Source organism: Mesorhizobium sp. HAY1-8B, from assembly GCF_056868045.1.
Window position 1 is genome coordinate 4776771 of record NZ_CP200321.1, and the last position, 24443, is coordinate 4801213.

A 24443-nucleotide genomic window follows, 5' to 3' on the forward strand; every position below is an offset into this window, starting at 1 on the left:
ATCACGCCAGAGGCCCAGCCTCACTACGAAAGGGGTCAAGAAGCGAACACTGGGCAGTCGAGCGCATAGGGCTAACGTTTAAGCGCAACGCGCGCTACAGACCGCGTGCCGATTTCATGTTTTCAGCATCTGTTCGAAGGTGCACTGCTTGGGATTCTTGTCGGGGCGCCATCGCAGAAATTTGGTGCCGTGCCGGAAGCGATCATTCGTGACGTGATCGAAGCGAACTTCGACCACCAATTCGGGGTGAACCGGTTCCCACTCCCCACTCCTCTCGGTGCTCCAGCGGCTTGGGCCGCCCGGAGCCTTGCCGGTAAAACCAGGAGGCGACCGCAAAGCTTCGAGTTGTCGGGTCAGCTGAGGTCGATCCTCCCGCGCGATTGTCGACGTGAACCCCACATGGTCGAGCTTGCCCTGGTTATTGTAGAGACCCAGCAGTAAGGAGCCGACCTCGCGCGCATTTGCCAGATAGCGAAAGCCTCCGACCACGCAATCGGCTGTACGCAACCGTTTGACCTTGACCATGGCGCGTTCGCCGGGCCGATATTCGTCGTCGACAAGCTTGGCGACAACGCCGTCTGTTGAACCGTAACCAGATTCGCCAAGCCATTCGGTTGCCGTTGTCAAATCCCGAGTACAAGGAGACAGTTCGATATCGGCATGACCAGCCAATTCTACGAACAGTTCCAGCGCCTGACGCCTTTCGGACAGCGGTTGATCCATCAAGCTGGAGTCCGAACTGGCCAGCATATCAAACAGGATCAGCTTGGCTGGAGTTTCGATCGACAGTTTCCGGATCCTGCTCTCCGCTGGATGCAGCCGCATCTGCAGCGCATCGAAAGACAGCGAGCCGTCAATATCGATGACGATCTCGCCATCGACCACGAAGTCTTTGGCCTTCAGTTCACGCAGAGTCGAGACGACTTCCGGGAAGTATCTGCCGAGTGGCTTGCCCGATTTTGCCCGCAACTCGACCTCATCACCGGCTTTGAAGGCGAGGCAGCGGAAGCCATCCCATTTGGGTTCGTACTGCCATTCGCCGCTGTCACCCGGCAAGGCGTCCGCAGCCTTTGCCTCCATCGGCTCGGTGTCCAATGGAACGCCGAAAGGCGGTTTTGATCCTTTCGAATTCATGCCGCGAGCTTTGCGGAACCAAGCCGTTTAATGGCAGTGCTGATCGACCTTTCGCCCTCGTCGTAGTCGGCCCAGGCAACGGTCTTCTTCAGAAGGCCCGGCACGGTTCGGACCGTATATTTTTTCGGATCGAGATCCGCCGTCACCTGAGCCCAGGTCAGTGGCATGGAGACCGTTGCACCCTCCCGCGCACGCGGTGACAGAGGTGCAACGGCCGTCGCCATGCGATCATTGCGGAGGTAGTCGAGAAAGATCCGGGAAGTCCGCAACTTCTTGGCCATGTTGACGAGGTAGAGATCCGGACGGTCCGCCGCCATTTGCACGCACACCGCCTTCGCGAAGGCCTTGGCCTCGGGCCAGTTCGTTTTGCTGCGCTGGCCTGCCAGCGGCGTCACGACGTGCAGGCCCTTGCCGCCCGTGGTCTTGCAAAAGCTGACCAGCCCCAAATCTTCGAGACGGTCGCGCATTTCCTTGGCGGCTACGACGACTTCGCCAAAGGAAACTTCCGGACCGGGATCCAGGTCGAAAACCAGCCTGCCGGGAACCTCGGGATGAGCAGGGTGGCAATTCCAGGGGTGCAGTTCAAGGCCGCCGATCTGGGCGATCGCAGCCAGGCCCTCGACGCGGCCGATCTGCAGATACGGCTTGTGGTCGCCGAAGACTTTCACCAGCTCCAGCAGATTGGACGTGCCGGGCATGGCGTGGCGCTGGAAGAACTGCTCGCCGGCGTAACCGTCCGGCGCGCGCACGAGTGAACAGGGGCGGCCCTTGAGATGCTTGATCATCCAAGGGCCAACGGCCTCAAAGTATTCCGCGAGGTCGAGCTTGGTGACTGGCTTCCCACCATCACCGGCATTCGGCCAAAGCGGCTTGTCAGGTTTCGAGATAATGACGCCCATGACGATTGGGGTTTTTCCGGTCCGGCCGGATCCTCTGGCAGGTTCGGCAATCTGCGTTTCTTGTGGGTTGGCGGGACGCTCCGCCTCTACCTCCTTTGCTGGCTTGTCTTCGCGAAGGCCCTTGAAGGCCGCCTGCCTGACATTGCCGCCGCCGGTCCAGCCGGCGAACTCGATTTCCGCAACCAGTTGCGGCTTCGTCCAAAAGACGGTTGAATCCTTTTTCGGTGCGCCATCGCCTGTAAACGGCGACTTGGCCGCCATCATCTCCTTCAGCCTCGGCAGCAGTTGCCTGACCTTTGCCTCGCTGTACCCGCTCCCGACACGGCCGATATAGGCGAAATGGTCGCCCCTGTTGACGCCGACCAGCAATGAGCGGAATTTTCCGTTGGTCGTCGACCAGCCGCCGATAACAACCTCATGCCCGGCCCGGCATTTCGACTTTGCCCAGGTGTCGGTTCTGCCCGAGACGTAGGGTGCATCAGCTTTTTTGGAGATAATGCCTTCGAGTTCAAGTCGGCAGGCAGACTGCAGCACAGCGTCACCGCCATTGGTGAAGTGCTCGACATAGCGGATGAGGTTCTCCTCACCGCGCCCAACCTCGCCGATCATCTCGCTTAGCCTTACCTTGCGTTCCGAGAGCGGCAGCTTTCGCAGATCGACACCGTCCGCAAACAGCAAATCAAATGCAAAGAAGATCAAATCCTTCGTCCGGCGCTCCGACAACGCGGCTTTGAGCGCGGCAAAATCCGGTGCGCCATTTTCGCCGAGCGCCACGATCTCACCATCCACGATAGCGTTGGGAAGGCTCTCCGCCTCTTTTGCAATGGCGCCGAACTTCTCCGTCCAGTCCAGGCCTTTTCTGGTCTTCAGCGTGGCGACGCCATCTTCGACCCGCAGCTGGACGCGATAGCCATCGAACTTGATTTCGTGAACCCAGTTTGTTCCTATAGGAGGCCGGGAGAGCGTCGCGCAAAGCTGTGGTGCGATGAAGTCGGGCATCTTGACCGCATCAGCACGAACGGCGCGTTTCGGACGTGGCGATGCTTTCGGCGACGGCTTTGGCGATACCTTTGACGACTTTGCGCGTTCCTCAGCGGCGAGGCCCCGATTGCTGTCCCACACGGCGTCCGCATCGGGCACCGATGAGCCTTGCATCACGAACGGCTTCGGGCCGGCCCCCTTCCCGGCAGCAATCTTTTCCATGCTCCGGCCCGAGGCGACGGACCGGTCCTGCGTCAGCACTGCGTCGCCATTGCCATCAGTCGCGTATTTGTCGCGGTGCTTGATCAAAAGCCAGTTGGTTCGCTTTCCGCCATTGCGGTCGTGCTTCATGCGCACGAGAACGAAACTTCCATGCAGGCGCTTGCCGTCAAGCGTGAATTTCAGATCGCCTTTCTCCAAGGCATGTTCAGGCGACATAGCGCCTTCTGGCTCCCAATATCCACGGTCCCACAGCTGGACGGTGCCGCCACCATATTGCCCTTTGGGGATCGTGCCTTCGAAGTCGCCGTAGTCCAGCGGATGGTCCTCAACCTCTACCGCAAGGCGTTTATCCTGAGGATCGAGCGACGGACCTTTCGTGACGGCCCAGGACTTGAAGACACCGTCGAGCTCAAGGCGAAGGTCGTAGTGGAGCCGTGTGGCTGCGTGTTTCTGGATTACAAACCGTAGCCGGTTTGATTTCGCGATCAAACGCTCGCCGCTGGGTTCTTTCGTTTTGGTGAAATCGCGTTTGGTCCGATAGGTAGATAGCTCGCCCTTCGTCATGGAAATGCCCCGGCTGATGACGCAACGCGACTCAACGCCTTTGGCGACATTTGGTTCGGTCCGCGGCGTTCCAGTCCGGTTTTGCCGTGTTTCTGTTGGAATTCTGGCGCCCCCTGCTTCGGAAACGGCGGCGCCGGATATTTTCGCGCACCGGCCTGCATCGCGCCGCCGAACTCGGTAATTCCGCATGAAAGCGGCGTGCTCGCCGCCACACAGGTGCTTCCCTTAGTAAACTCGGTGTAGTCAGGCCGCTTGCAGGATTAGTGCAAACGCACCCTACCCCTCGCCCGCGAGCGCGGCGAGAAATGATCGCCGCCATTCTGCTGCGTCGTTGCGCTTGATGCGCTTGAGCAGTGCGCCGTGCCTGGCAATTCGTTCATCAAGTGGCATCTTCGAGCGCTTTTGCGATGGCATCGGCAACCTCGTCAACCGCATAAGGATTCACGATCAGGGACTCCGCAAGCTCTTCCGCCGCACCTGCAAAACGAGACAATACAAGCACTCCGGGATCGGCTGGATCCTGAGCGGCTATGTATTCCTTTGCCACAAGGTTCATCCCGTCACGCAAAGGCGTGACCAAGCCGACCTGGCTAGCGCGCAACAGACCAGCTAGCCGCGAGCGTGCTACGGCTCGGTGGATGTAGCGGATCGGGGTCCAGGCCAGATCGGCGTACTTCCCGTTCACCGCGCCAGCGGTTGCCTCTAGCTGTGACCGGATGTCAGCATAGGCGCTAACCTCCTCGCGCGTGGGCGACGCAATCTGCAAATAAGTTGCCGCCCGCTCTTGTTCAGGGTGCCTTTCCAGCAGGCGAGCGAAAGCCTGCATGCGGCCGGGCAGACCTTTGGAGTAGTCCAGCCGGTCGACGCCGATGATTTGTTTCAATCCCAGAATCTGGCGGCGCATGGAATCAATCTGGACATCCTCGGCCGCGTCGTTGGCCATGCGAGAGAATGAATTGACGTCGATGCCTATTGGGAAGCACTTCGACAACACTGTCCGGCCATTTGCCTCAGCTGCGCCGTTGGTATCAAAGGTCGTGGAATTGGTGGCCTGCACCGAACGCCGAAAATTCGCCACGTCCGTTTCGGTCTGGAAACCCACAACGTCATACTGAAGCAGATCGCCGATGAGTTCTTCATGGTCGGGTGTGGCTACAAACAGGTCAGGCGGCGGGAACGGAATGTGCAGAAAAAAGCCGATCCGATTGCGGATTCCGAGCCGCCGCAACTCGGCGGCCAAGGGGATAAGATGGTAGTCGTGAATCCAGATTAGGTCGTCGTTGCCCGACAACAGTCCCACGAGCGCTTTCGCAAACCGCGCATTGATCTGCCGGTAGGCGGCTAGAAAGTCTGCCCGGTGGTTCACGAGGTCCAGCCGATAATGGAACAGCGGCCATAGCGTACTGTTTGCGTAGCCGTTGTAATATAGCGAATAATCCTCTCGCGGCAGGATGAGCGCAGCCGTCTCGATCCTACCCAAGCGTTCGAGGCGGATCAGCGGTTGGTCGCTCGCGAAAGAGTCCTGATGTTCGTCGCTTGCTCCGAGCCATAAGCCACCACGCTCGGCCAATGCATCCGCGACACCAACCGCCAGCCCGCCGGCTTGCGACAGATCGCGAATGTTACCCAACCTATTCGAGATAACAACCAGTCGGCGCGCAACGTTGGCGATTTGCCTGGGCTCGGCCAATCCGCCCTGGACATGAGTGGCACCGCCAGACCTTTGCGAGGTAGCGAGACTTTCGTTCGGTCGCTGAAACAAGGCAAATCCTGAGCTTGAAAATCGCTTGGCAACGGTCTGGGCATCCGATTGTTCCACGAAATTCGCCGTAGATTGTCTTGCTGTGCCACACAAATTTTCGGCTTCGCGCCGGCCATGCCAGAATGCGCACTCAACGACGAAAGACCTGCGCACGGCAGGGAGTTCGGCCGGAGCTAGCGTCCGCAATCCCACCCGGCGTAGTGTCTCACATTATGGCGAGATGAACTTTCAGGTCGTTGCCCGCGCAATTGTCTGCCTGGAGAGGCTCACATGGAAAACGCAAAGCAGGCCGGATGGCTCGTATCGCAAGACAACTCCGCCAGATTGCTCATTGTCGAAAACGCGCGTCAGCAATTGCGTTCCAAAGCCCTTGCGCGTTGCAGGTGTGACCGGTGGCCCTCCTGACTCACGCCATTCCAGCTTGAGGTTGCGCCCATCCTCCTCACCGGTAACTGTCCAGGCGATTGAAACTATTCCGGCTGCGTTCGAGAGCGCGCCATACTTGATGGCATTGGTCGTGAGCTCATGAAGTGCCAAAGCAAATGAAAGCGCTACAGTTGGCGGAAGCCAGACATCCTCGCCGCTGATCCGAAAACGGTCGAGCGGTGCGTGCGCGGTGATCGAGTTGGCGATCAGATCGCCGAGGTCCGCACCGCTCCAATTTTGGCGTGTCAGGGCATCGTGAGCCTTCGCCAGCGAGACGAGCCGGCTGGACAGGTTGCGTCCTGCCTCCGGCAGATCCGCGGCGTTGCGGATTGTCTGGGTGGCGATCGACTGGACAACCGCCAGCGTGTTCTTCACCCGGTGATTGAGTTCGTTGAGCAGCAGCTGACGTTGCTCTTCGCCACGCTTACGCTCCGAGATATCCAAACTGATTTGCACCGCACCAATGATGGATCCGCTCGGATCGCGGATCGGCCGTGCGCTGGAGAGCAGGGAACGGTGAGCACCCGACGGCAGAATGTATGCAAATTCCTGGTTGTCGATCGTCTCACCGCGCATCGCCCGGCTCAAAGGACGATCTTCGCGAGGGACACGCTGCCCGTCCTTGACTGCCACCGTGTCGACAACGAGATCGGGTTCGCCAAATGACTTGGACCTTACCGTCGGTAAACCCATCAACTCGGCCGCGAAGCGATTTCGGATAACCTGGCGAGCTTGAGGATCATAAGTAAACCATACGGCTGCCGGCACCGTCTCGAGCACGGTCTGCAGCTCTCGCGTGCGTTCCGTGATAGCGTGCTCTGCATTGATCATCGCCTGGGCGATCTTGGCGAACTCGGCCACCGAGGTGGACATCGGCCGAACTTCGCTGCCATTACCAAGCGACTCTGCGCGGCCGGCAAGATCAATCGTGGCTTGGGTCAGCTTTTTTCCAACGATGTAAGCGAGGGCAAGGGAGATGAGCAGCGCCGCGGCGCCAATTCCACCAATCGCTGCGAGCGAACGCCAAAGCGGCGCCTGGACTTCCGAGAGCGGCACATTGGCGGTGTAAAACCATCCAGAGTACGGAGAACGGTAGTAACCTGCCAGCAGCGTTGTCCCTTCGAAATTGCGGGCCGTGAAACTGCCATGAGGCCTGACGATTTTTTCGACGTACTCCGGCAACCCGGGCTTTCCCGTCATCTCCTCGTGTTGCTTCGACCGTGCGACGTAACTGCCGTGGCGATCGCCAATGCCCACAGTCCAGCCTCGCGGCACGGCGGGCAACATGACATCGCGAATGCGGGCAGTCGGCACGGAGACCGAAAGCAGCCACTCTTCACCGTTCGGTCCGGACACGCGCCTCTCGACCGCCGCCCGATAGTCCGTGGTGTCTTTGGCCGCGAACACATTGCTGACCGAGATGCCGCCCGATTTCAACTTTTCGCGCTCGTCGGTCGTCACAGGGTCGACGGGCGGCAATGGCTCTCCCTGTGCAATCTGCGTGTTTGCAAGTTGGCGGCCATCGAGGTCGCGCAATGCGATGATCTTATCCGTGCCCTGCGCAAGCCGACGCGCTTCATCCCCAAACGCTTTCAGATCCCCCTTTGCGAGAGACCCCGATTTTGACAACCCATCGAGGATCGTCTGCAAATTGAGGAGTTCGGCCTCGACCACCAAGGAGACCTGTTGTGCCGTCTGCAAGGCATCCTGTTCAAAGCGGCTTTGTTCATGAAGCGCATATTCTACAAGGAGGTAGGCAGCAAACAGCCAGACTGGCAAAACGGCCACCGCGATAAGACCAAGCAAATGAGCCCGAGCCGATCGACGAGGCATGCCACCCTCCGGAAATGGGCTAACCATAGAGACAAGAAAACAAACAACAAGGGTCAGCGCGGACGCATGAGAGCGCCAGCAATACCCCGCGGTTCGGTTTGCTTGATACTACCGACCGGCGGCTTTGCCACGGCTTGCTAGCTTTTCGCTCCATCAAGTTTGACGGCAAGGACAAATCTATCTGAAGGGGAGCCCGCCGCGTCCGGGGATTATTCCGACTGGGGCACGGAGAAATGGCGATCCCGCCGTGAACCGTTGCTCGGTGAGAAGGTTCTATAAGCTCATGGTTGACCTGTGGGTAGATGGGACATGTTCGACAACTTCGTGCTTGAAATGATTGATACCGAGGGCGGACCGATACGGCTTCGGCACGGCGGATCTGGGCCGCCACTGCTTCTGATCCATGGCCATCCCCGCTCGCATATGACGTGGAGCCAAGTTGCGGACTTGCTGTCAGCAGATTTCAGGATCGTGTGCCCGGATCTTCCGGGGTTCGGGCGCTCCTACATACCGGCCGACGACCCGGAGAGCAGGTTCTCGTCCAAGCGGGCAAAGGCGGCGGCGCTCGTGGAGGTCATGAAAGTGTTGGGCCACGACACTTTCTTCGTTGCCGGGCATGATCCGTGGCGCCCTGGTCGCTTTCAGAATGGCGATGGACCATTCCGATTTGATGCGAAAGTTGATTACCGTGGATGGATTGCCAGTTATCGAGCATCTGGAGCGTGCCGACTGGAAATTTGCCCGCGATTGGTACCACTGGTTCTTCTTCGCTCAACCCGAGAAGCCAGAACGGGCCATCCTGGCAGACCCAATGGCATGGCACAGCGCCTTGCGGCCAGATGAGATGGGACGTGAGGCCTATGACGAATTGGTTTCCTTCATCCACGATCCTGCTGTCGTCCATGGGATGATCGAAGACTACCGCGCAGGTCTCAGGATCGACCATCGCCACGACCGTGATGATCGAGATGCAGGCCGGAAGGTGCGCTGTCCGATGCTTTGCCTCTGGTCGCTCAACGATGATTTGGAGCAGATCTATGGCGATCCGGTCGCAATATGGAAGCACTGGGCCGACGACGTGGGAGGCTTTGGGATAAAGAGTGGGCACCATGTCGCCGAAGAAAATCCAGCCGCTCTCGCAGCAGCATTCAAGGCCTTTCTCCAAAATGATTCCAGTTGATCGATCGCCGTTGCGTGCCAGTTACCTGAACGTCTGAAGCTGGACTGACCGGTGACCGGACCTCAGCGTTCGAGCGGCACGCTGGATTGCATCGCTGCGAGCTCCTGCTCGGAGCAGCGAAGGCCCGGCCGCGCGGGGTCGGAAATGTCAAGCTTGTCCCACGGAATCCGATAAATCCCTTTGCGATTGCGCAGCCGGAAAAGGTCGAGCAGGGCCGTGCCGATTGACGAGGCGGACAGACGCTCGAACGCCGCGAAAATGCCGACATGGTACTCAGTGACGACAAGTTCATCGCCATCTGCCTCGGCGATGATCTCCTCCAAATGGCCTATGCAATGACCCTCTTTCGAGAAGACGCTCCGGCCAACCAGTCGGTCGAGATTTGCGGTTGCCATCGTCAAGCTCCCGGAATCCTTCCGACGATGTGTTCGCGCAACCAGTCCTGCCAGTCAAAAATAGCAGTCTTGCGCACATCGATATCGAACTCGATTTCGAGGCCGATGTCGCGAACCTTGCTCCATGCCACCCGATGAGGCTTGGCATGGCGTTCGCCGCCCAGCTTGGCGGCCAGAATGACCATCCAGCGTCCAGGGAGCGGTCCCAAGCGGCGCGCCAGCGCAATCGACCCGATCTCGACGGCGATGACCCTTGGGGGCTTACCTTGTCTCAACTGGGCTACTATCCCGTCCACCTTGCCGATCTTGACCTGATTGCGGTCGACAACCTGCTTGTCCAAAACGTCGCGTATCATGTGCATCAACTGCCTCCAAATATTTGCAGAGGAATGGTGACAACCGCGAGGATGAAGCCAAGCGCGATAATAAAGAGCACTGCCGCGTTTGAGATCACGCCGTTGCGATGTTCGCCCATATAAGACCGGTCATTGAGCAGGAAGAGAAATGGCACGACCGCCAGCGGTAGGCCTGCGGCCGTAAGGGCCATTGAAAAGATGGTAAGCTTCAGCGGATCAAGGCCGAGCGCAATCGGAATGGCGGCCGCGAAGATCGTGACGGTATAGACCATGGTGAAGCCTGGATCGTCGCGAGGCTTGCGGTCCTCGCCCCAATTCCACCCGAACCCCTGCGCGACGAGGTATGCCTGCTGAAGGGCGATCTCGACCGTGGCGCCGAAGCAGGCGATGCCAAGCGAGGCAACGAACAGCACAAAGCCCCAGAAACCGAACACCGGAGTCAGCATCAATGGCAATTGGTGGTAATCGTCCACCTGGGTGATGCCGTTCGCTCCAAGCACCAACGCAGCGACGATAAGCACGGCTATGGAGATGGTGCCGCCGAAACTCATGCCGAGCCCGGCAATAGCGCGATTGATACCGAGATAACTCTTGTCCCACTTGTCCTCGATCGCTCCCGCGGAATAGAACATGAAGAGATATGGCGAGATGGACGCACCCAGAATGCTGACAGCCATGAACCAGTAGGTAGCGGTGTCGTGATGCGGCAAGGAGGGCACCGAACTGACGGCGACCCGCGTCCAGTCAGGCTTGAGGATGACCGCTGCTACGACGAAGCAGAGCGTTACCAGCCCCAACAGCGAAACGCCTTTCTCAATCAGGCCGAAAGTGCCTTTCCACAGCAAGAGCCACGCAATGAAAGCTACCGGCAGCGCCCACCATTGGAAGCCGATCCCGGTGGCGAGTTCAGCAGCAATGGAGACCCCGCCGATCTCAGCAGACAGCACCAGGAAATTGACCAGCAATGTACTGACCAGAGGCCAAAGGAACGCTTTGAAGCCGAAGCGCTCGCGAATGCCGTCGGCTATCGTGTGCTTGCTGACGGCTGCGAAACGGCCAGCCATCTCCACGAGGAAAATAATGCAGATAGTCCCAAGGAGAATCGCCCAGACCAGCTGAAAGTGGAACAATGCACCTGCCTGGGCTGCAGTCGCCAACGATCCGACCTCAAGGAAGCCCCCAACGCTGGTCACCACGCCGAGCGAGATTTCCAGCAATTTTTTCATGGATTTGTCGCTCGATCTGCGGGATTTGCCACAACGAACTTGGCAATGACAGTTCGTAGCTCCTGACCGGCTTGCTCCGCTTGTGCTCTGTCGCCGCTCGTGACGGCATTTTCGGCCCGCTCGGCAGCGGCTGTGAGTTGTCGCGCCAGTCGCCTGGAGGACTCAGAACCGTCCGCCGTTTGTAGTTGCCGATCGTAGTCAGCTAACGCTTCAGCCAAAGACCGCAACGTGGCTCCCGCATAGTGGGAGGGCGTGGCACCTGCGCTCCAACTGTCGATGACCATGATCGCTGAATTGGCGGTGGACTTGGCGTTCTGCGCCTGCTTGTCTTGAGCCTCGGATGAAGAACAGGCAGCTAGGCCGGCGAGCAACACGGCCGCCAGCAGACGCGAGATGGTGGTATTAGCGAACGCTACGACGCTGCGTGACATCGGATGCGTAAAGCGTCCGGGTCGAAAAGGTTCCGCCAGCGATTGGCCTTAGGAATTACCTCCCCGCTTGTGATCGTCACGTTCGCCGCGATTTGATTGCGGGCATTGCTAACGACCGTATCCGGAGACCCGACTGTATCCTGCACGTCCTGCCGCCGAGGGTTCACTCGGCGAAGGGTCGAGAACAGCCAATTGCACGCTGTCCTCTGGCTGCCGCATTCGGGCTACACGCCCTCTTGGAGCGCGCCCGCGGCCTTTGGAACACACCGTGCGCAAGCTCGTTAGAAGCGGGCAACCTCGGACCGATATTTCATGAAACGACAAAAAAACTTAAAACCGCCGATCGACGTGGTGGGCTCGAGCGCGCTTTCAGAATCGGGTGTTCCGAACGAAGAACACGCAAAAAGATCGCGTCGTATACCAGCTGCGGCAATTGCCGCGCGGCTGGTCGAGGCCGTACGGGATGGCGGCGCGGATGACATGATATTCATCGCACGGAGCGAGAACCAGTCAGAAGAAGTCTCAATTTCCTTCGCGCAGTTTATGCCGGAAACGCAGGTGATTTTATTGCCGCCGTGGGACTGCCTGCCGTACGACCGTATCCAGCCATCGCGTCAAAGCATGGGACGACGCGCAACCGCGCTTCTCGCTTTGGCCAAGCCGGCCAACACTCGTCCTCGCGTAGTGGTCATGTCCCCAGAGGCGGCGCTGCAGCGCTTTCTTCCTGTCCATGCGATTGCAACGGCCTTCACATCCCTGGCCATCGGCGACCGCGTTGATGTTGAGGCATTTTGCGATCGCCTGCAGACTTATGGCTACCTGATGGACGATCGGGTCGACGAGCCTGGGGAATTCGCCTTGCTTGGTCAGGGCATCGAGGTGTTTCCATCAGGAGCGCCACATCCCTTTCGGGTTCTAATCGAGCGTGGGGTCGTGGACAGCATTCGTTCATACAACCCGGTGTCGCAACGCACAGATGAGAGTTTCGAGAACATCATGCTCGCGCCTTCGACGGAGTTGCTGGAAGGGAGCTCAGCCCCGGCTGAACCTACGGAAGCACCATGCATGGAAATGCAGATGGTCGGGGCCGGGTACAAGCTCAACACCATCTTCGAACTCTTGCCGCACGCCCGTATTGCCGTGGAGCCGGCTGTGGACGAACGCTTCGACGCCGCGATCGCGTTGATCGATGACGCCCGGCGGATGCGCGACAGCCAGCAAGGCCGCAAGCCGACCGCAGAACGCTTCTACCTGGATCGCCCGACCCTTGATAAGCACTTGGCGAAACGTCGGATGGAGCTTGATTTGCATGGCTTGTCGCCAACGCCCGACTTTATCGTCGAGATCAACCCTTCAAAGGCTATGGCAAACTTTATTGCCGAACAGATCCAGACCGGCCGGCGTGTCGCCCTCGCCGGCCCTATTGTGGACCTCGATCGGATGGTCAAGACGCTGCAGCGTCATCTGACGCTTGATGTCGGCCACGTCGAAAGCTGGGCATCGGCACTGGGCGTCGAGCCCGCAACCTTGGTCAGCCTCAATGTCGATATCGACGATGGCTTTGTCGATGACAAGGCCGCGCTTGCGGTCGTAACGGCCCCCGACGTCTTCGGTACACGAATAAACCTGGGAGATCATGGAGCCCCCTCGCTCGCTCAGGAGCCAGAGTTGCGAATCGGCGACGTCGTTTTGCATGAAGATCACGGCATCGCCGTTCTGCGAGACCTTGAAACCGTCGAGGTCGAGAGGATGGTCACCGATACCGTACGGCTTGAATATAATGGAGGAGCCACGCTTCTGGCGCCCGTAGAGGAATTCGGCCGCATCTGGCGTTATGGGGCCGATGAAGAGGTAGTGACGCTCGACAGGTTGAAAGGGGATGGCTGGGCCAAGCGCCGGGCACAGCTCGACTTGGAGATTGCTGAGGCGGCAGAACAGCTTGTCAGACTGGCTGCCGAGCGTGACAGAACTGGTGCCCGAGCGTTGAAACCACCGCGTATTCCTTATGCTCGTTTCGCCGGAAGGTTCCCCTATCCGGAAACCGCCGATCAGGCGGAGGCGATTGCCGCCGTCATCGACGACCTGTCATCTGGCAAGGCGATGAACAGGCTGATCTGCGGCGATGTCGGTTTTGGCAAGACGGAAGTGGCGTTGCGCGCTGCCGCCGTTGTCGCGTTGAATGGTTTCCAAGTCGCCGTCGTCGCACCGACTACAGTGCTGGCGCGCCAGCACTACGAAACATTTTCCCGCAGGTTTGAGGGCAGCGAGGTGAGTGTGGCCCTTCTTTCGCGCGTCGTCGGCGAGGCTGAGTCAAGAAAGGTCAAGTCTGGGCTCACGGATGGATCGCTTCGAATCGTCGTTGGGACGCAGGCAATCGCGGCCAAGGACGTCTTCTTTGCCGACCTCGGTCTGCTCGTTATCGACGAGGAGCACCGCTTCGGCGTGAAATTCAAGCAAACGCTTCGCGGCCTCGGCCAGAAACTGCACGTTCTGTCTATGAGTGCCACTCCCATACCGCGTACGCTTGCGGCAGCCATGGTTGGTGTCCAGGAAGCCAGCCTGCTTTCCACGCCACCGGCAAGAAGGCGTCCGGTGCGCACAGAACTTGCACCATTCGATAGAGCGTCGGTCAAGACAGCACTCATCCGCGAGCATCGACGGGCTGGCCAAAGTTTTTGCGTGGTCCCACGCATTGAGGACATCGAACCCACGCTTGCTGAACTGCGCAAATTGGTTCCCGATTTATCCGTGCTGGTGGCCCATGGCGACATGAACGCCTCCGTGATGGACGAGGCTATCGTGACCTTTGCCAACGGGGATGGCGACATCCTTCTGTCGACAAACATCATCGAGAATGGCCTGGATGTGCCACGCGCCAACACCATCGTCGTGTTTCGAGCGGACCGGTTCGGGATGGCTCAACTGCACCAGTTGCGCGGCCGTGTCGGCAGGGGGCGGGTGCAAGGTATGGCATACTTGTTAACCGAGGCTGAGAAGGACATCGCGCCGCAAACGCGCTCGCGGCTCTCGACACTGCTCGCTTTCGACCGGCTCGGGTCAGGGCTTGCTATCAGTGCCCGCGATCTCGACCTGCGCGGCGCGGGCGATCTGGTTGGAGAGGAACAAGCCGGCCACATGAAGTTGATCGGGTTGAGCCTCTATCAGCGGCTGTTGGCGCGGGCAGTCGATAAAGTGCGGGGTAATAATGCCACCTCGACCTTTGAAACCGAGATCGAACTGCAATTCTCGGGCACTCTTCCGTTCGACTATGTCCCCGAGGCGGTGGTGCGCCTCAATCTCTATTCGCGTTTGCAACGCTTTGAGACCCTCGCTGAAATCGATGCTTTTGCCGAGGAGCTTGAAGATCGGTTTGGAAAGCCGCCACTTGAGGCGACTATGCTAATCGATTTCGCACGCCTTAAGCTTGCGGCGGTGAAGGCCGGCATCTCCAAGATCGGCGCTGGCCCCGTTGCCATAGCGATCGAATTTAGGACGCCCGGTTCCAAGTCTTATGACCGCTTGATCCAGCGCCCCGACTGCGTTCGACGTCAAGGGCGGCTCATTTTTAAGATCGCCACGCAGCCTGGGCCGGAGCGGTTGGCCACTGTTCATGAACTGGTGCTAGCCGCTCTGTAACCGGCTCTCCGGCGTGATCGAAGCCTAACACGAGCTGGGTAGGTTCACGGACGGTGCCTCGTCCGACTGGCGGGACGGGCCTGCCACGGCGAGCGGCTAGGCTGATACTGGCTTGTCCGCTGGCAAATCCGTTTGTGCTTGGCCTCCTTCACTGATCGATATGATCCCGTGCTTGAAAAAGACGGCGTTTGTCTCCCGGCCGGAATGCTCGGGCTCGCTTGGCCTGACAGCCAGTTCGCAATAACCTTTTCGTGCTGCATTGGTCTACAAGGGCCGACAACACCGGGCATTCTCGCTGCTGGCACGAAATTGCCTCCCGTCAATCATAGTCACCACAAATTCAGTCGCCTTGTTCTCCCATCGTTGGTGAAATGATTACTTGGTTTCTCGGGTCGCTTGGCTTGCCAAACGGACATCCCCGAGACTTAGGATGAAGGACGATGCGCAACCCGCGCCGAAGCAGTTCGTTCCCCTGCAGCGTCGGTGATCCCCGTATGTCGCCCTTCGTGCATCACGGCGGTCGCCCCTTGAGACGCCCAGCGGCAAACAAGGAATTCAAACCATAGCACCAAGCAGGTGCGCCGAGCATCAAAGCTCGGTCATGTCTCGTGTCGCTTTTGAAGAGCTTTTCGAGGCTAAAAAGAAAATTGATCACACGTGATTTTCTGGAGGAACCTGCCGCAACCATCCGAGTTGGATTAGCACCCGAAGGGGTGATTTCAACCAAAGGAGATTGTCAGATGGCAGCCACCAAGAAAGCCAGTGCCGGCACCAAGGGCCTCGAGGATCTGTTCCTCGACGGCCTCAAGGACATATACTACGCCGAAAAGAAAATTCTCAAAGCCCTGCCTAAAATGGCCAAGGGCGCGGAGGACGCCCAGGTGTCCGCCGCTTTCGAGAAACATCTTGTCGAGACGGAGGGCCAGGTCGAGCGACTTGAGCAGGTGTTCGATATCCTTGGCGTTGCTGCGCGCGGCAAGACTTGCCCCGCCATCGACGGCATCATCGAGGAAGGATCCGAGATCCTGGAGGAATACAAGGGTTCGACCTCGATCGACGCGGGCCTTGTCGCCGCTGCGCAGGCGGTCGAGCACTATGAGATCGCGCGCTATGGCACGCTGATCGCCTGGGCGACATCGCTGGGCAAGGATGACATCGTCGAACTCCTCAACGCCACACTCGAAGAGGAGAAGGCCACCGACGAAGCCCTCACCTCCCTTGGTGAATCCGGCGTGAATGACAGAGCGGCCGAGCAGCAAAAAGCGGCCTGATTCCACGCACAGAAAGAATGGCCACGGCGACATCGTCGTGGCCCTTACCGTGTACGTCGGTCACCCGCCTATCCAACAGTTTAGAAGCTGCTCGGTGGTGGCGGTCTCGATATGCTGGCCGTAGCGATTGCTGAACAGCCCGATCATGTCATCATGGGCCTCATCCGAGGCACTGCAGACCGCATCCTGGACCACGATGGTGCGCAGGCCATAGTCTGCCGCACCCAACACAGTCGAAAGCACGCACATATCTGTTTCGCCGCCGGTGACGATAACGGTGTCGCAGCGCCGCTGCGCCAGCAGAGTGCGAAGGTTCGAGCCAAGCCAAGGAGAATACACCGGCTTATCTACAACTGGCGCTGGCGGCGTAAACGCTCGAAGTTCCGGCACCAAGTCCACCTGTCCCGGGCCAAGGCGCTCTAGTGTCATGTCTGCCCACCGTTCATAATAGCGTTTCCAAGTCCCCTGCCCGTCGCCGGGCCGCCTAGCCGGTATAAACCGCGTAAAGACCAATCCCGCCGGCTGTGTGCTGCAAAGCCCTACGATCCTGGGAAGCACACGGTCCATCCACGGCAACGACCAAGGCGACGGCTCGCGGAACATCGCCTGCATGTCGACGCAGATATGCACTGCATTGTCACCAATGGGTTCGTCGCGCAAAGTAGGGTCGGCAGCCATGTCAGCGCGACACCGAATAATCCGACGGGGATTGCAGCGCATCGAATACAACCCCGAGGCCATGAGCCACGGCGCTTGCGGCAATCATGTCGTCCAGCTCTTTTTTTGAAACCGGACTCTGTTTCATAACGGTCAGAACAGCCGCCGCTGCGTGCCTCACCGATACAACATCGTGCCGCTTCTTCCGCACCTCGACATACTGCTCGATAAGCATTTGAAGACGGCGTTGCTCTACCTCACGCGACATCTCAATCCTCCACCCAATTCGACAAAGCGCTAAGCACCGCTTGGCGGCACCCGCCGGGACATCAATTCCTGTAATTTGCGGCCCCGATCCTTGTTCCACGGCTCGGGCAGACGGCGCCAACTTCGTCACCGACTGTTGCGACAGATCGGCTTCAGCAGTGAATTTGGTAGCGGTCGGCAACGCTTTAGCGTCCCTCACGTTCAACCTGTTAGTCGGCAACCAAGGAACGCTAATGGACGAGAAAGACCTGTCCCATATTCACGGTGATCAGCCGGCCGCAGTGACGGCGGATGCGCTGCCAGACCGCAAGGAGTTGGCGGCCACAGCGTTTCAGCGAACACGTATGCCGATGGTGGTCACCGATGCCACACAGCAAGATTACCCTATAGTGCTGGCAAACGAAGCTTTCTTGAAATTAACAGGATACGACGCAGGAGAGGTTCTCGGCAAAAACTGCCGGTTCCTGCAGGGTCCGGCAACATCCAAAATCGCCGTTTCCGAAATACGAGCCGCGATTAGAGAGGAGCGCGAGGCCAGTGTCGAACTCCTCAACTACCGCAAGGATGGATCGGCCTTCTGGAACCAGCTTCACTTCAGCCCAATTCACGATGACAGCGGCCGAGTTGTGTATCACTTCGGCTCTCAAATCGACCGCACAGACTATCGCAGGATCCAGTCTCTCGAAGACTCCGAGCACCGGCTTCTTCTAGAGGTAGACCATCGCGCCAACAATGTGCTTGCGCTTGTCGACAGCATCGTGCGGCTTACTCGATCGGACGACGCTGCCTTGTATGCGGCCTCCGTGCAGCAGCGTGTGCAATCTCTGGCCCGAGCCCACACTTTGCTTTCCCGGCGCGGCTGGCATCAGATACCGCTACGGGAGGCCATTCGGACACAGATAGAGCCCTACGGTGCGACACGGGCAGTTTTGAGCGGCCCGGAGATCATGCTTGCAGCTCACGCGGTCCAACCGCTTGCGTTGTTCATTCATGAGCTCGCTGTAAACGCGGCGTCGCATGGCTCGCTCTCGCACGACACTGGCCAGGTCGCAATCAGCTGGAACGAAATTCCGCAAACCAAAGGGCTTGCGCTCGTTTGGGAAGAAACGGGAGGCCCGCCGCCTGCGGGCATCCGAAAGGCAGGCTTTGGCACTGTGATCGCTGAAGCTACGATACGGCGGCAGCTTCAAGGGTCTACCGAGCGCGAATGGTTAGATCGCGGTGTGAGAATCGTCGTCGAAGTACCTAACGTCACCAGCGAAACGTAGCAACCGTTCGCCGCACATGAGCGAGCAGTCGTAGCGGCAAAAGCTGCGTGGGGTCAGCGCCGACACGATGTCCACACCATTCGGAGCTGTGCTCTTTCAGAAATCATCACAATGAAGGGCCCCAGTCTGCGGGCCCCTCTTTTGCAAGGCTGAAGACGCGGCCTCACAGCTTGACTGCGGCTTCCCGCGCCCACAGCCGCAGACCCCTGCAACTTTCAATGAAATCCGTGGCACTCGCCTTGTCAGCCAGCGGCAGCATTCCCTCGTCAGCCCCGGGCTCGACGCCCGCTTTGGCCAGAAGCGGCACGGCGCCGGTCGTGAAGCCGATGAACTTGCAATGAGAAAAGGCATCCGCCACGAAATCGCGAGCCGCCGCTTCGCCGGCCAGCAGATTGGCACTCTCTTCGGTGAGCAGGATGGCGACCGCGTCAAACAATACCGATGGGCCGCCATCGATCATATGCTTGGCCACAATCTTGGTGCCATCGCTGGCCACCGCGCCGCCGACCTTTGCCGCGATAACTTCCATTGCGGCCCCTTCATTCTCAATGGCAGCCTGCAAGGCTTTGAAGAGACCGGCGTCCGTGCCGGTGCCGATCAGGACGCCAACCTTGCGGCCAGCAAAGCTCTCCGGACCATTTGCAATGATGCTCAGCGCTGGCGAGGGCTCGAGATCCGTGCGCGGCGATACAGCGGCGTCGGCCGGCTTCGGCATCTCGGCGATGCCGAGCTTGTCGGCGACCGAGACAGCAAGCCCCTCATCGATGTTCAGCAGGTGCGCGATCATCCGCTCGCGGATGGCCGGGGTCTCAACCTTGCTCAGTTCAAAGGTCAAGGCCTGAGCGATGTGGCGTTGCTCGGGTGGGGTCTGGCTGTTGAAGAACTGGGCGGCCTGGCTGTAGTGGTCGGCAAAACTTTCGGGCCGCAGCCGGACCTTTTGGCCCTCCTCCCCGTCAGCGAAGGACCGGTACCCACGCTCAGGGGATTCGCGCGGGCCGACGCCGAATGAATTCGGCTGGTAATTGGCCCGTCCAACCGGATTGCGCATCGCCATATGGCCGTCCTGCTGGAAATGATGGAATGGGCATTTTGGCGCGTTGATCGGCAGATGCGTGAAATTGGGGCTGCCCAGGCGTTTCAGCTGCGTGTCGAGGTAGGAGAAGTTGCGGCCCTGCAGCAGCGGATCGTTGCTGAAGTCGATCCCAGGCGGAACATTCTGGGTCATGAACGCGACCTGTTCAGTCTCGGCAAAGAAATTCTCCGGCATCCGGTCTAGAACAAGACGCCCGACAGGTATGGGCGGCAAGATCTCCTCCGGGATGATCTTGGTCGGATCCAGGATGTCGAAGTCGAAATTGTCGGCAAACTCCTGGTCGAACAATTGCAGGCACAGCTCCCATTCGGGTAAATCGCCGGATTGGATGGCATTCCAGAGGTCCCTGCGATGAAAGTCGGGATCGGCGCCGTTGATCTTGACCGCTTCGTTCCACAAGACTGATTGCATGCCAAACTTGGGCTTCCAGATGAATTTCACGAAGGTCGATTCATCGGCCGCGTTGACGAGCCGGAAGGTGTGCACGCCGAACCCTTGCATGAAGCGGAAAGAGCGCGGGATGGCGCGATCCGACATCACCCATATGATCATGTGCATCGATTCCGGCGTCAGGCTGATAAAGTCCCAGAACGTGTCGTGGGCCGACTGCGCTTGCGGGAAGTCACGGTCAGGCTCCGGCTTGACCGAATGGATTACATCGGGAAACTTGATCGCGTCCTGAATGAAGAACACCGGGATATTGTTTCCCACGATATCCCAGTTGCCCTCTTTGGTATAAAGCTTCACGGCAAATCCCCGGACGTCGCGGGCAAGGTCGAATGACCCCTTGCTGCCTGCCACCGTCGAGAACCGCACGAATGCCGGCGTTTTTTCCCCTGCTCGCTGGAAGATGTCGGCGCGCGTATATTTTGCGAGCGACTCGTAGGTTTCGAAAAAGCCGTGGGCGCCATAGCCACGCGCATGCACTACCCTCTCAGGAATGCGCTCATGGTCGAAGTGGAAAATCTTCTCGCGGAAATGAAAATCCTCGATCAGCGTGGGACCACGTGCGCCGATCTTGAGCGTGTTCTGGTCATCTGAGACCGGGCCGCCCTGGGCTGTAGTCAGGACGTCAGTGTCGCCCTCCGCAACCTGATGTAATTCCCCGCCTTGGCCTCTGACCAAGGTCAAGTCGTGGACGGTGGCTGCCGGTGCGTTGGCTTCGGCTGCTGGCTTACGCGGCATAGTGCTCTCCTTTGAAACGCTTGAGAATGACGGGCTCAAATTTCGGACTGAGGTCGTTGGTCCATCTCGGCGGCGGCGCGTTGCAAGTCGGAAAAATCGACCGTGGCGACGATGTCACCGCGACGGTCACGCGCCCTGACGGCCCAGCCCACCGGTGCTTCACCCCGAGACAGGGCGTCTTTCCACAAATCCTCCGCCGAGCGCCTGCATTCGTCGCGCACAGCGTCCAGATCGGGAAAGACCAGGCCACCCACGTCACGGATCTCCCCATTGTCATGATACTCAAGCCGATACTCATCCCCCGCATCGGCTAGCCGCTGTTCGCCAGAATTCTCTTCGTCGACACCAAATTTGGCGGCATGCAAAAGCATGATCTTGGATTTTTCGATCAGCTCCTCTGGGGATAAGACCGCCGGTTGCGCGACGGTAACGACTATGTTGTCACCACCCTCGCCGCGGAATTCCACAACGTTGTTGGCAACGACGATTTCCAGAACCTCCATACCTATGCTCCTTCACATCTGGTCGTTGTAAGGCTGTTTGGTAATCCCGACTTGCTTGGCCAACTCTGAAAACGGCGGCACGCCGGGCACGAACTGGCTCGTGTTCGCGAGTTGCAGAAGTCGCAAAGGGAAGCAGACGGCATCGCGGTTTGCCGGTGACATGTCCTCGAACAGGCGCTCGTCGCCGGTGAACGAAGCTTCCGCGGTTTTCAAGGCCCTATCGATATCATCAATGGAAAGGAGTCCCTTCCGTACCAGGGCGTTGTTGACCGCTGCGACCGCCATCAGCAGCCCCTCCAGCTGTAGGTTGGCGACGTTCATGGATTTTTCTTCATCACATACGACCGTTGGAGGGCGGGACAACGGGTCTGCTAGCTGGACGCGCCATGGCGGAATCTCCTTCGGGGACGGTGGTCAACTTTCCACTCGAGACGAGGTTCCAGCGCCGCCATGCAATCCCGAAGCGGCCGACGCGACGCTTCTCTGACGTCAGAAGCCGGTGGCAAAAGTTGAGGACAACGAAGTCAGTCCATGCGTGGAACCGTCAGGCAGATCCCAAGTTTCATATTGCCGGGAAACGCTGATTGGCCAACCTTTCGCATTGTCGATTATGTCGCAGCCAGGATGTCATCCCGTGGCCGGCGAAGGGAAGAGGTCGCGGGCCAAGTGGCGTTGCTTGGGCGTCCACGGCAAATGAGAGCGAGACCGACGGAAATCTCGCTGTCGCAAACGAGGCAGGAAATGACTTCGAGAACGAGAACAGCCACTGTCAAGCCGTATAAAGGGCCCGCCGGTGGGTGGGGCTCAGCGAAATCCGTGGGTGAGGTTCTCCTAAAAGAACATGTTCCCTTGAAGGGGAGCCGATTGCTTTCGACCCAGAACAAGCCTGAAGGATATATGTGCGTGAGCTGCGCCTGGGCAAAGCCAGCGCAGCCGCATCCGCTAGAATTTTGTGAGAACGGCGCCAAGGCGACAGCCTGGGAAACCACGTCGCGACGTGCAGGCCCGGCGTTCTTCGACAAGCACACGCTGAGAGAACTCGAGCGATGGTCGGATCACGACCTCGAAAAGGAGGGTCGGCTGACGCACCCGATGCGCTGGGACGCTGCCAGCGACAAATATGTGCCGGTCGAATGGTCCGCAGCATTCGAAGAGATCGGCAGGGAGTTGCGCGCTCTCGACCCGCATCAGGCCGATCTTTACACATCTGGGCGGGCCTCACTCGAGGCGAGCTACATGTACCAGCTGTTCGCGCGGATGTATGGCTCCAACAACATGCCCGACAGCTCGAACATGTGCCATGAAAGCTCCTCCGTTGCGCTTCCCGAGAGTATCGGCGCATCGGTCGGCACCGCCATTTTGTCCGACTTCGAGAACACGGACTGCATATTCTATATTGCCCAGAATGTCGGGACCTCCTCGCCACGCCTGCTTCACGATCTGCAGGACGCGGTCAACCGAGGCGTGAAGATTGTTACGTTCAACTTGCTGCGGGAGCGCGGCCTGGAGCGCTTCGTCAATCCGCAATCGCCCGGCCAGATGCTCACCGGCAAAGAGACACCGATTTCGTCGGAATATTATCAAGTCAACAACGGCGGCGATATCGCAGCGTTGTTCGGCGTCTGCAAGGCGCTCATCGAAGCCGACGACGCTCTGAAAGCCTCTGGTCAAAACCCTGTGGCCGGACACGATGCGACGCCAAAAGATCCGGACAATGCAGCCATGATTGCCTTTGCGGCATCGATGGTATCGGCTGCCAAGAAGCACGTTCTCGATCACGATTTCATCAAGGAACACACGACCGGCTTCGAGGAATTCGCAGCCGCTGCGCGCGCCCACCAATGGGACGAGCTTGAGCGTGTATCGGGGCTGACGCACGCCGAAATGAAAAAGGCCGCTGCCACCTATGCCAACTCAAACGCAGTCATGATGGTCTACGGCATGGGGCTCACACAACAGCTCATGGGCGTCGAGAACGTTCACATGGTCTGCAACCTCGCGCTGCTGCGCGGCAACATCGGCAAGCCCGGGGCGAATATTTGCGCCGTTCGCGGTCACTCCAACGTGCAGGGCCAACGCACCGTCGGGATCACGGAGAAGCCCGGCCTGGCGCCCCTCGACAAACTTTCCGAACTCTATGGCTTTGAGCCGCCGCAATGGACCGGCCGCTCGACGGTGGAAACATGCGAAGCGATTTTAACCGGTCAGTCCCGCGCGTTTATCAGCCTTGGCGGCAATTTCCTGAGAGCGGTGCCAGACACCGCGGCCATGGAAGAGGGATGGCGCAAATTGCGTCTAAGCGTGCAGATAGCCACCAAACTCAATCGCAGCCACGTCCTGCATGGAGAGGTCGCATATCTGTTGCCGAGCCTTGGCCGCATCGAACTCGACCAGCAGGCGAGTGGGCCGCAGGCGGTGTCCATGGAAAGCTCCATCGCTCATTTCCATGGCTCACGCGGCAAGGCCAAACCGGCAAGCTCCGCGCTACTCTCCGAACCGGCTATCATTGCCGGCATTGCCAAGGCTACGCTTGGGCAAACGAAGGTTCCGTGGGACGCCTGGGTTGGCGATTACTCCGAGATCCGCAATGCCATTGAGCGGACTTACCCCGAAACTTTCAAGGATTTCAACGAACGGCTTTTTTTGCCCGGTGGATTTGCAAGACCGCTGCCGGCGCGGGAGCGCAAATGGGTGACGAAAACGGGAAAGGCGAACTTTATCACGCCGGGCAAGCTTTTCCCCGACTTTTCAACCGCCAACACAGCAGATGTTTTGCACCTCGCCACGCTGCGCTCCAACGACCAGTTCAACACCACCATCTACGGCTACAGCGACCGCTTCCGTGGCGTTGAGGGCACGCGCCGGATTGTATTCATGAATGCACAAGACATCGCTCGCCTGGGCTTCGTCGATGGTGAAATCGTCGACATGACGACAGCAATCGATGACAACAGCGTTCGCAGCGTCGGTGGCCTCAGGATTGTCCGGTACGACATTCCCAAGGGCTGTTGTGCGGCTTATTATCCTGAGACAAATCCGCTGTTTCCCTTGGCGCATCACGATCCAAAGTCCAAGACCCCTTCGTACAAACTTTTGCCGGTGCGTTTGAGCCGATCAACCCTGTCCCAGGATGGTTGAATCCCTGTAGGCGAGA

General features: G+C 59.0%; 17 protein-coding genes and 1 pseudogene. 5 read left to right on the forward strand and 13 right to left on the reverse strand.

Going from position 1 to position 24443, the window contains the following annotated elements; all coding sequences use genetic code 11:
- Nucleotides 1–114 precede the first annotated feature (114 nt).
- The 4 genes from AC1VON_RS22915 to AC1VON_RS22930 form a co-directional block, all read right to left on the reverse strand.
- Nucleotides 115–1134: an ATP-dependent DNA ligase gene (locus tag AC1VON_RS22915; RefSeq protein WP_483124931.1), complete on the reverse strand. Its 1020-nt coding sequence runs from the start codon at nt 1132–1134 to the stop codon at nt 115–117.
- Nucleotides 1131–3800, reverse strand: a complete 2670-nt coding sequence (ligD, locus tag AC1VON_RS22920) for a DNA ligase D (RefSeq protein WP_483124932.1) — start codon at nt 3798–3800, stop codon at nt 1131–1133. The genes AC1VON_RS22915 and ligD overlap by 4 nt, the downstream gene beginning before the upstream one ends.
- A 379-nt stretch (nt 3801–4179) precedes the next feature.
- The gene (locus tag AC1VON_RS22925; protein WP_483124933.1) at nt 4180–5619 is read right to left on the reverse strand and encodes an alpha,alpha-trehalose-phosphate synthase (UDP-forming); all 1440 of its coding nucleotides are present in this window, start codon (nt 5617–5619) and stop codon (nt 4180–4182) included.
- Between the two features lie 171 nt (nt 5620–5790).
- Nucleotides 5791–7821, reverse strand: a complete 2031-nt coding sequence (locus tag AC1VON_RS22930) for a sensor histidine kinase (RefSeq protein WP_483124934.1) — start codon at nt 7819–7821, stop codon at nt 5791–5793.
- A 309-nt stretch (nt 7822–8130) separates the two neighbouring features.
- Between AC1VON_RS22930 and AC1VON_RS22935 the strand changes: the two are divergent.
- Nucleotides 8131–9001 (forward strand): annotated as a pseudogene (locus AC1VON_RS22935) (alpha/beta fold hydrolase).
- A gap of 62 nt (nt 9002–9063) precedes the next feature.
- Here AC1VON_RS22935 and AC1VON_RS22940 read toward each other — a convergent pair.
- The 4 genes from AC1VON_RS22940 to AC1VON_RS22955 form a co-directional block, all read right to left on the reverse strand.
- Nucleotides 9064–9324: a hypothetical protein gene (locus AC1VON_RS22940; protein WP_483124935.1), complete on the reverse strand. Its 261-nt coding sequence runs from the start codon at nt 9322–9324 to the stop codon at nt 9064–9066.
- 74 nt (nt 9325–9398) lie between these two features.
- On the reverse strand, nt 9399–9758 hold the full coding sequence (locus AC1VON_RS22945) for a hypothetical protein (protein WP_483124936.1): 360 nt from the start codon (nt 9756–9758) through the stop codon (nt 9399–9401).
- Entirely contained in the window at nt 9758–10978 is a 1221-nt protein-coding gene (locus tag AC1VON_RS22950; RefSeq protein WP_483124937.1) for an NRAMP family divalent metal transporter, read from the reverse strand. The genes AC1VON_RS22945 and AC1VON_RS22950 overlap by 1 nt, the downstream gene beginning before the upstream one ends.
- Nucleotides 10975–11409, reverse strand: a complete 435-nt coding sequence (locus AC1VON_RS22955; RefSeq protein ID WP_483124938.1) for a hypothetical protein — start codon at nt 11407–11409, stop codon at nt 10975–10977. The genes AC1VON_RS22950 and AC1VON_RS22955 overlap by 4 nt, the downstream gene beginning before the upstream one ends.
- 312 nt (nt 11410–11721) lie before the next feature.
- On the opposite strand from AC1VON_RS22955, the gene AC1VON_RS22960 reads away from it, so the two are divergent.
- Entirely contained in the window at nt 11722–15045 is a 3324-nt protein-coding gene (locus AC1VON_RS22960; protein ID WP_483124939.1) for a DEAD/DEAH box helicase, read from the forward strand.
- A 740-nt stretch (nt 15046–15785) separates the two neighbouring features.
- Nucleotides 15786–16316, forward strand: coding sequence for a YciE/YciF ferroxidase family protein (locus tag AC1VON_RS22965; RefSeq protein ID WP_483124940.1), 531 nt, complete (start codon nt 15786–15788; stop codon nt 16314–16316).
- Nucleotides 16317–16376: 60 nt separating this feature from the next.
- On the opposite strand, the gene AC1VON_RS22970 is transcribed toward AC1VON_RS22965, so the two are convergent.
- Both AC1VON_RS22970 and AC1VON_RS22975 read right to left on the reverse strand, forming a co-directional pair.
- Nucleotides 16377–16994, reverse strand: coding sequence for a cysteine hydrolase family protein (locus AC1VON_RS22970; protein WP_483124941.1), 618 nt, complete (start codon nt 16992–16994; stop codon nt 16377–16379).
- Between the two features lies 1 nt (nt 16995).
- Entirely contained in the window at nt 16996–17241 is a 246-nt protein-coding gene (locus AC1VON_RS22975) for a hypothetical protein (RefSeq protein ID WP_483124942.1), read from the reverse strand.
- Nucleotides 17242–17473: 232 nt separating this feature from the next.
- Between AC1VON_RS22975 and lov the strand changes: the two genes are divergently transcribed.
- Entirely contained in the window at nt 17474–18508 is a 1035-nt protein-coding gene (gene lov, locus AC1VON_RS22980) for a blue-light-activated histidine kinase (protein ID WP_483124943.1), read from the forward strand.
- A 163-nt stretch (nt 18509–18671) separates the two neighbouring features.
- Here the strand turns inward: lov and katE are convergent, their stop codons facing one another.
- From katE to AC1VON_RS22995, 3 genes are read right to left on the reverse strand one after another with little or no spacing between them, the layout of a single operon-like run.
- Nucleotides 18672–20786, reverse strand: coding sequence for a catalase (gene katE, locus AC1VON_RS22985; RefSeq protein WP_483124944.1), 2115 nt, complete (start codon nt 20784–20786; stop codon nt 18672–18674).
- 35 nt (nt 20787–20821) lie between these two features.
- Nucleotides 20822–21289 (reverse strand): DUF6894 family protein, encoded by a 468-nt coding sequence (locus AC1VON_RS22990; RefSeq protein ID WP_483124945.1) that lies wholly within the window; start codon nt 21287–21289, stop codon nt 20822–20824.
- A 12-nt stretch (nt 21290–21301) separates the two neighbouring features.
- Nucleotides 21302–21610, reverse strand: coding sequence for a hypothetical protein (locus AC1VON_RS22995; RefSeq protein ID WP_483124946.1), 309 nt, complete (start codon nt 21608–21610; stop codon nt 21302–21304).
- A 420-nt stretch (nt 21611–22030) separates the two neighbouring features.
- Here AC1VON_RS22995 and AC1VON_RS23000 point away from each other — a divergent pair, with 420 nt between their 5' ends.
- Complete coding sequence (locus AC1VON_RS23000) at nt 22031–24427, forward strand: FdhF/YdeP family oxidoreductase (protein ID WP_483124947.1); 2397 nt, start codon at nt 22031–22033, stop codon at nt 24425–24427.
- Nucleotides 24428–24443 lie beyond the last annotated feature (16 nt).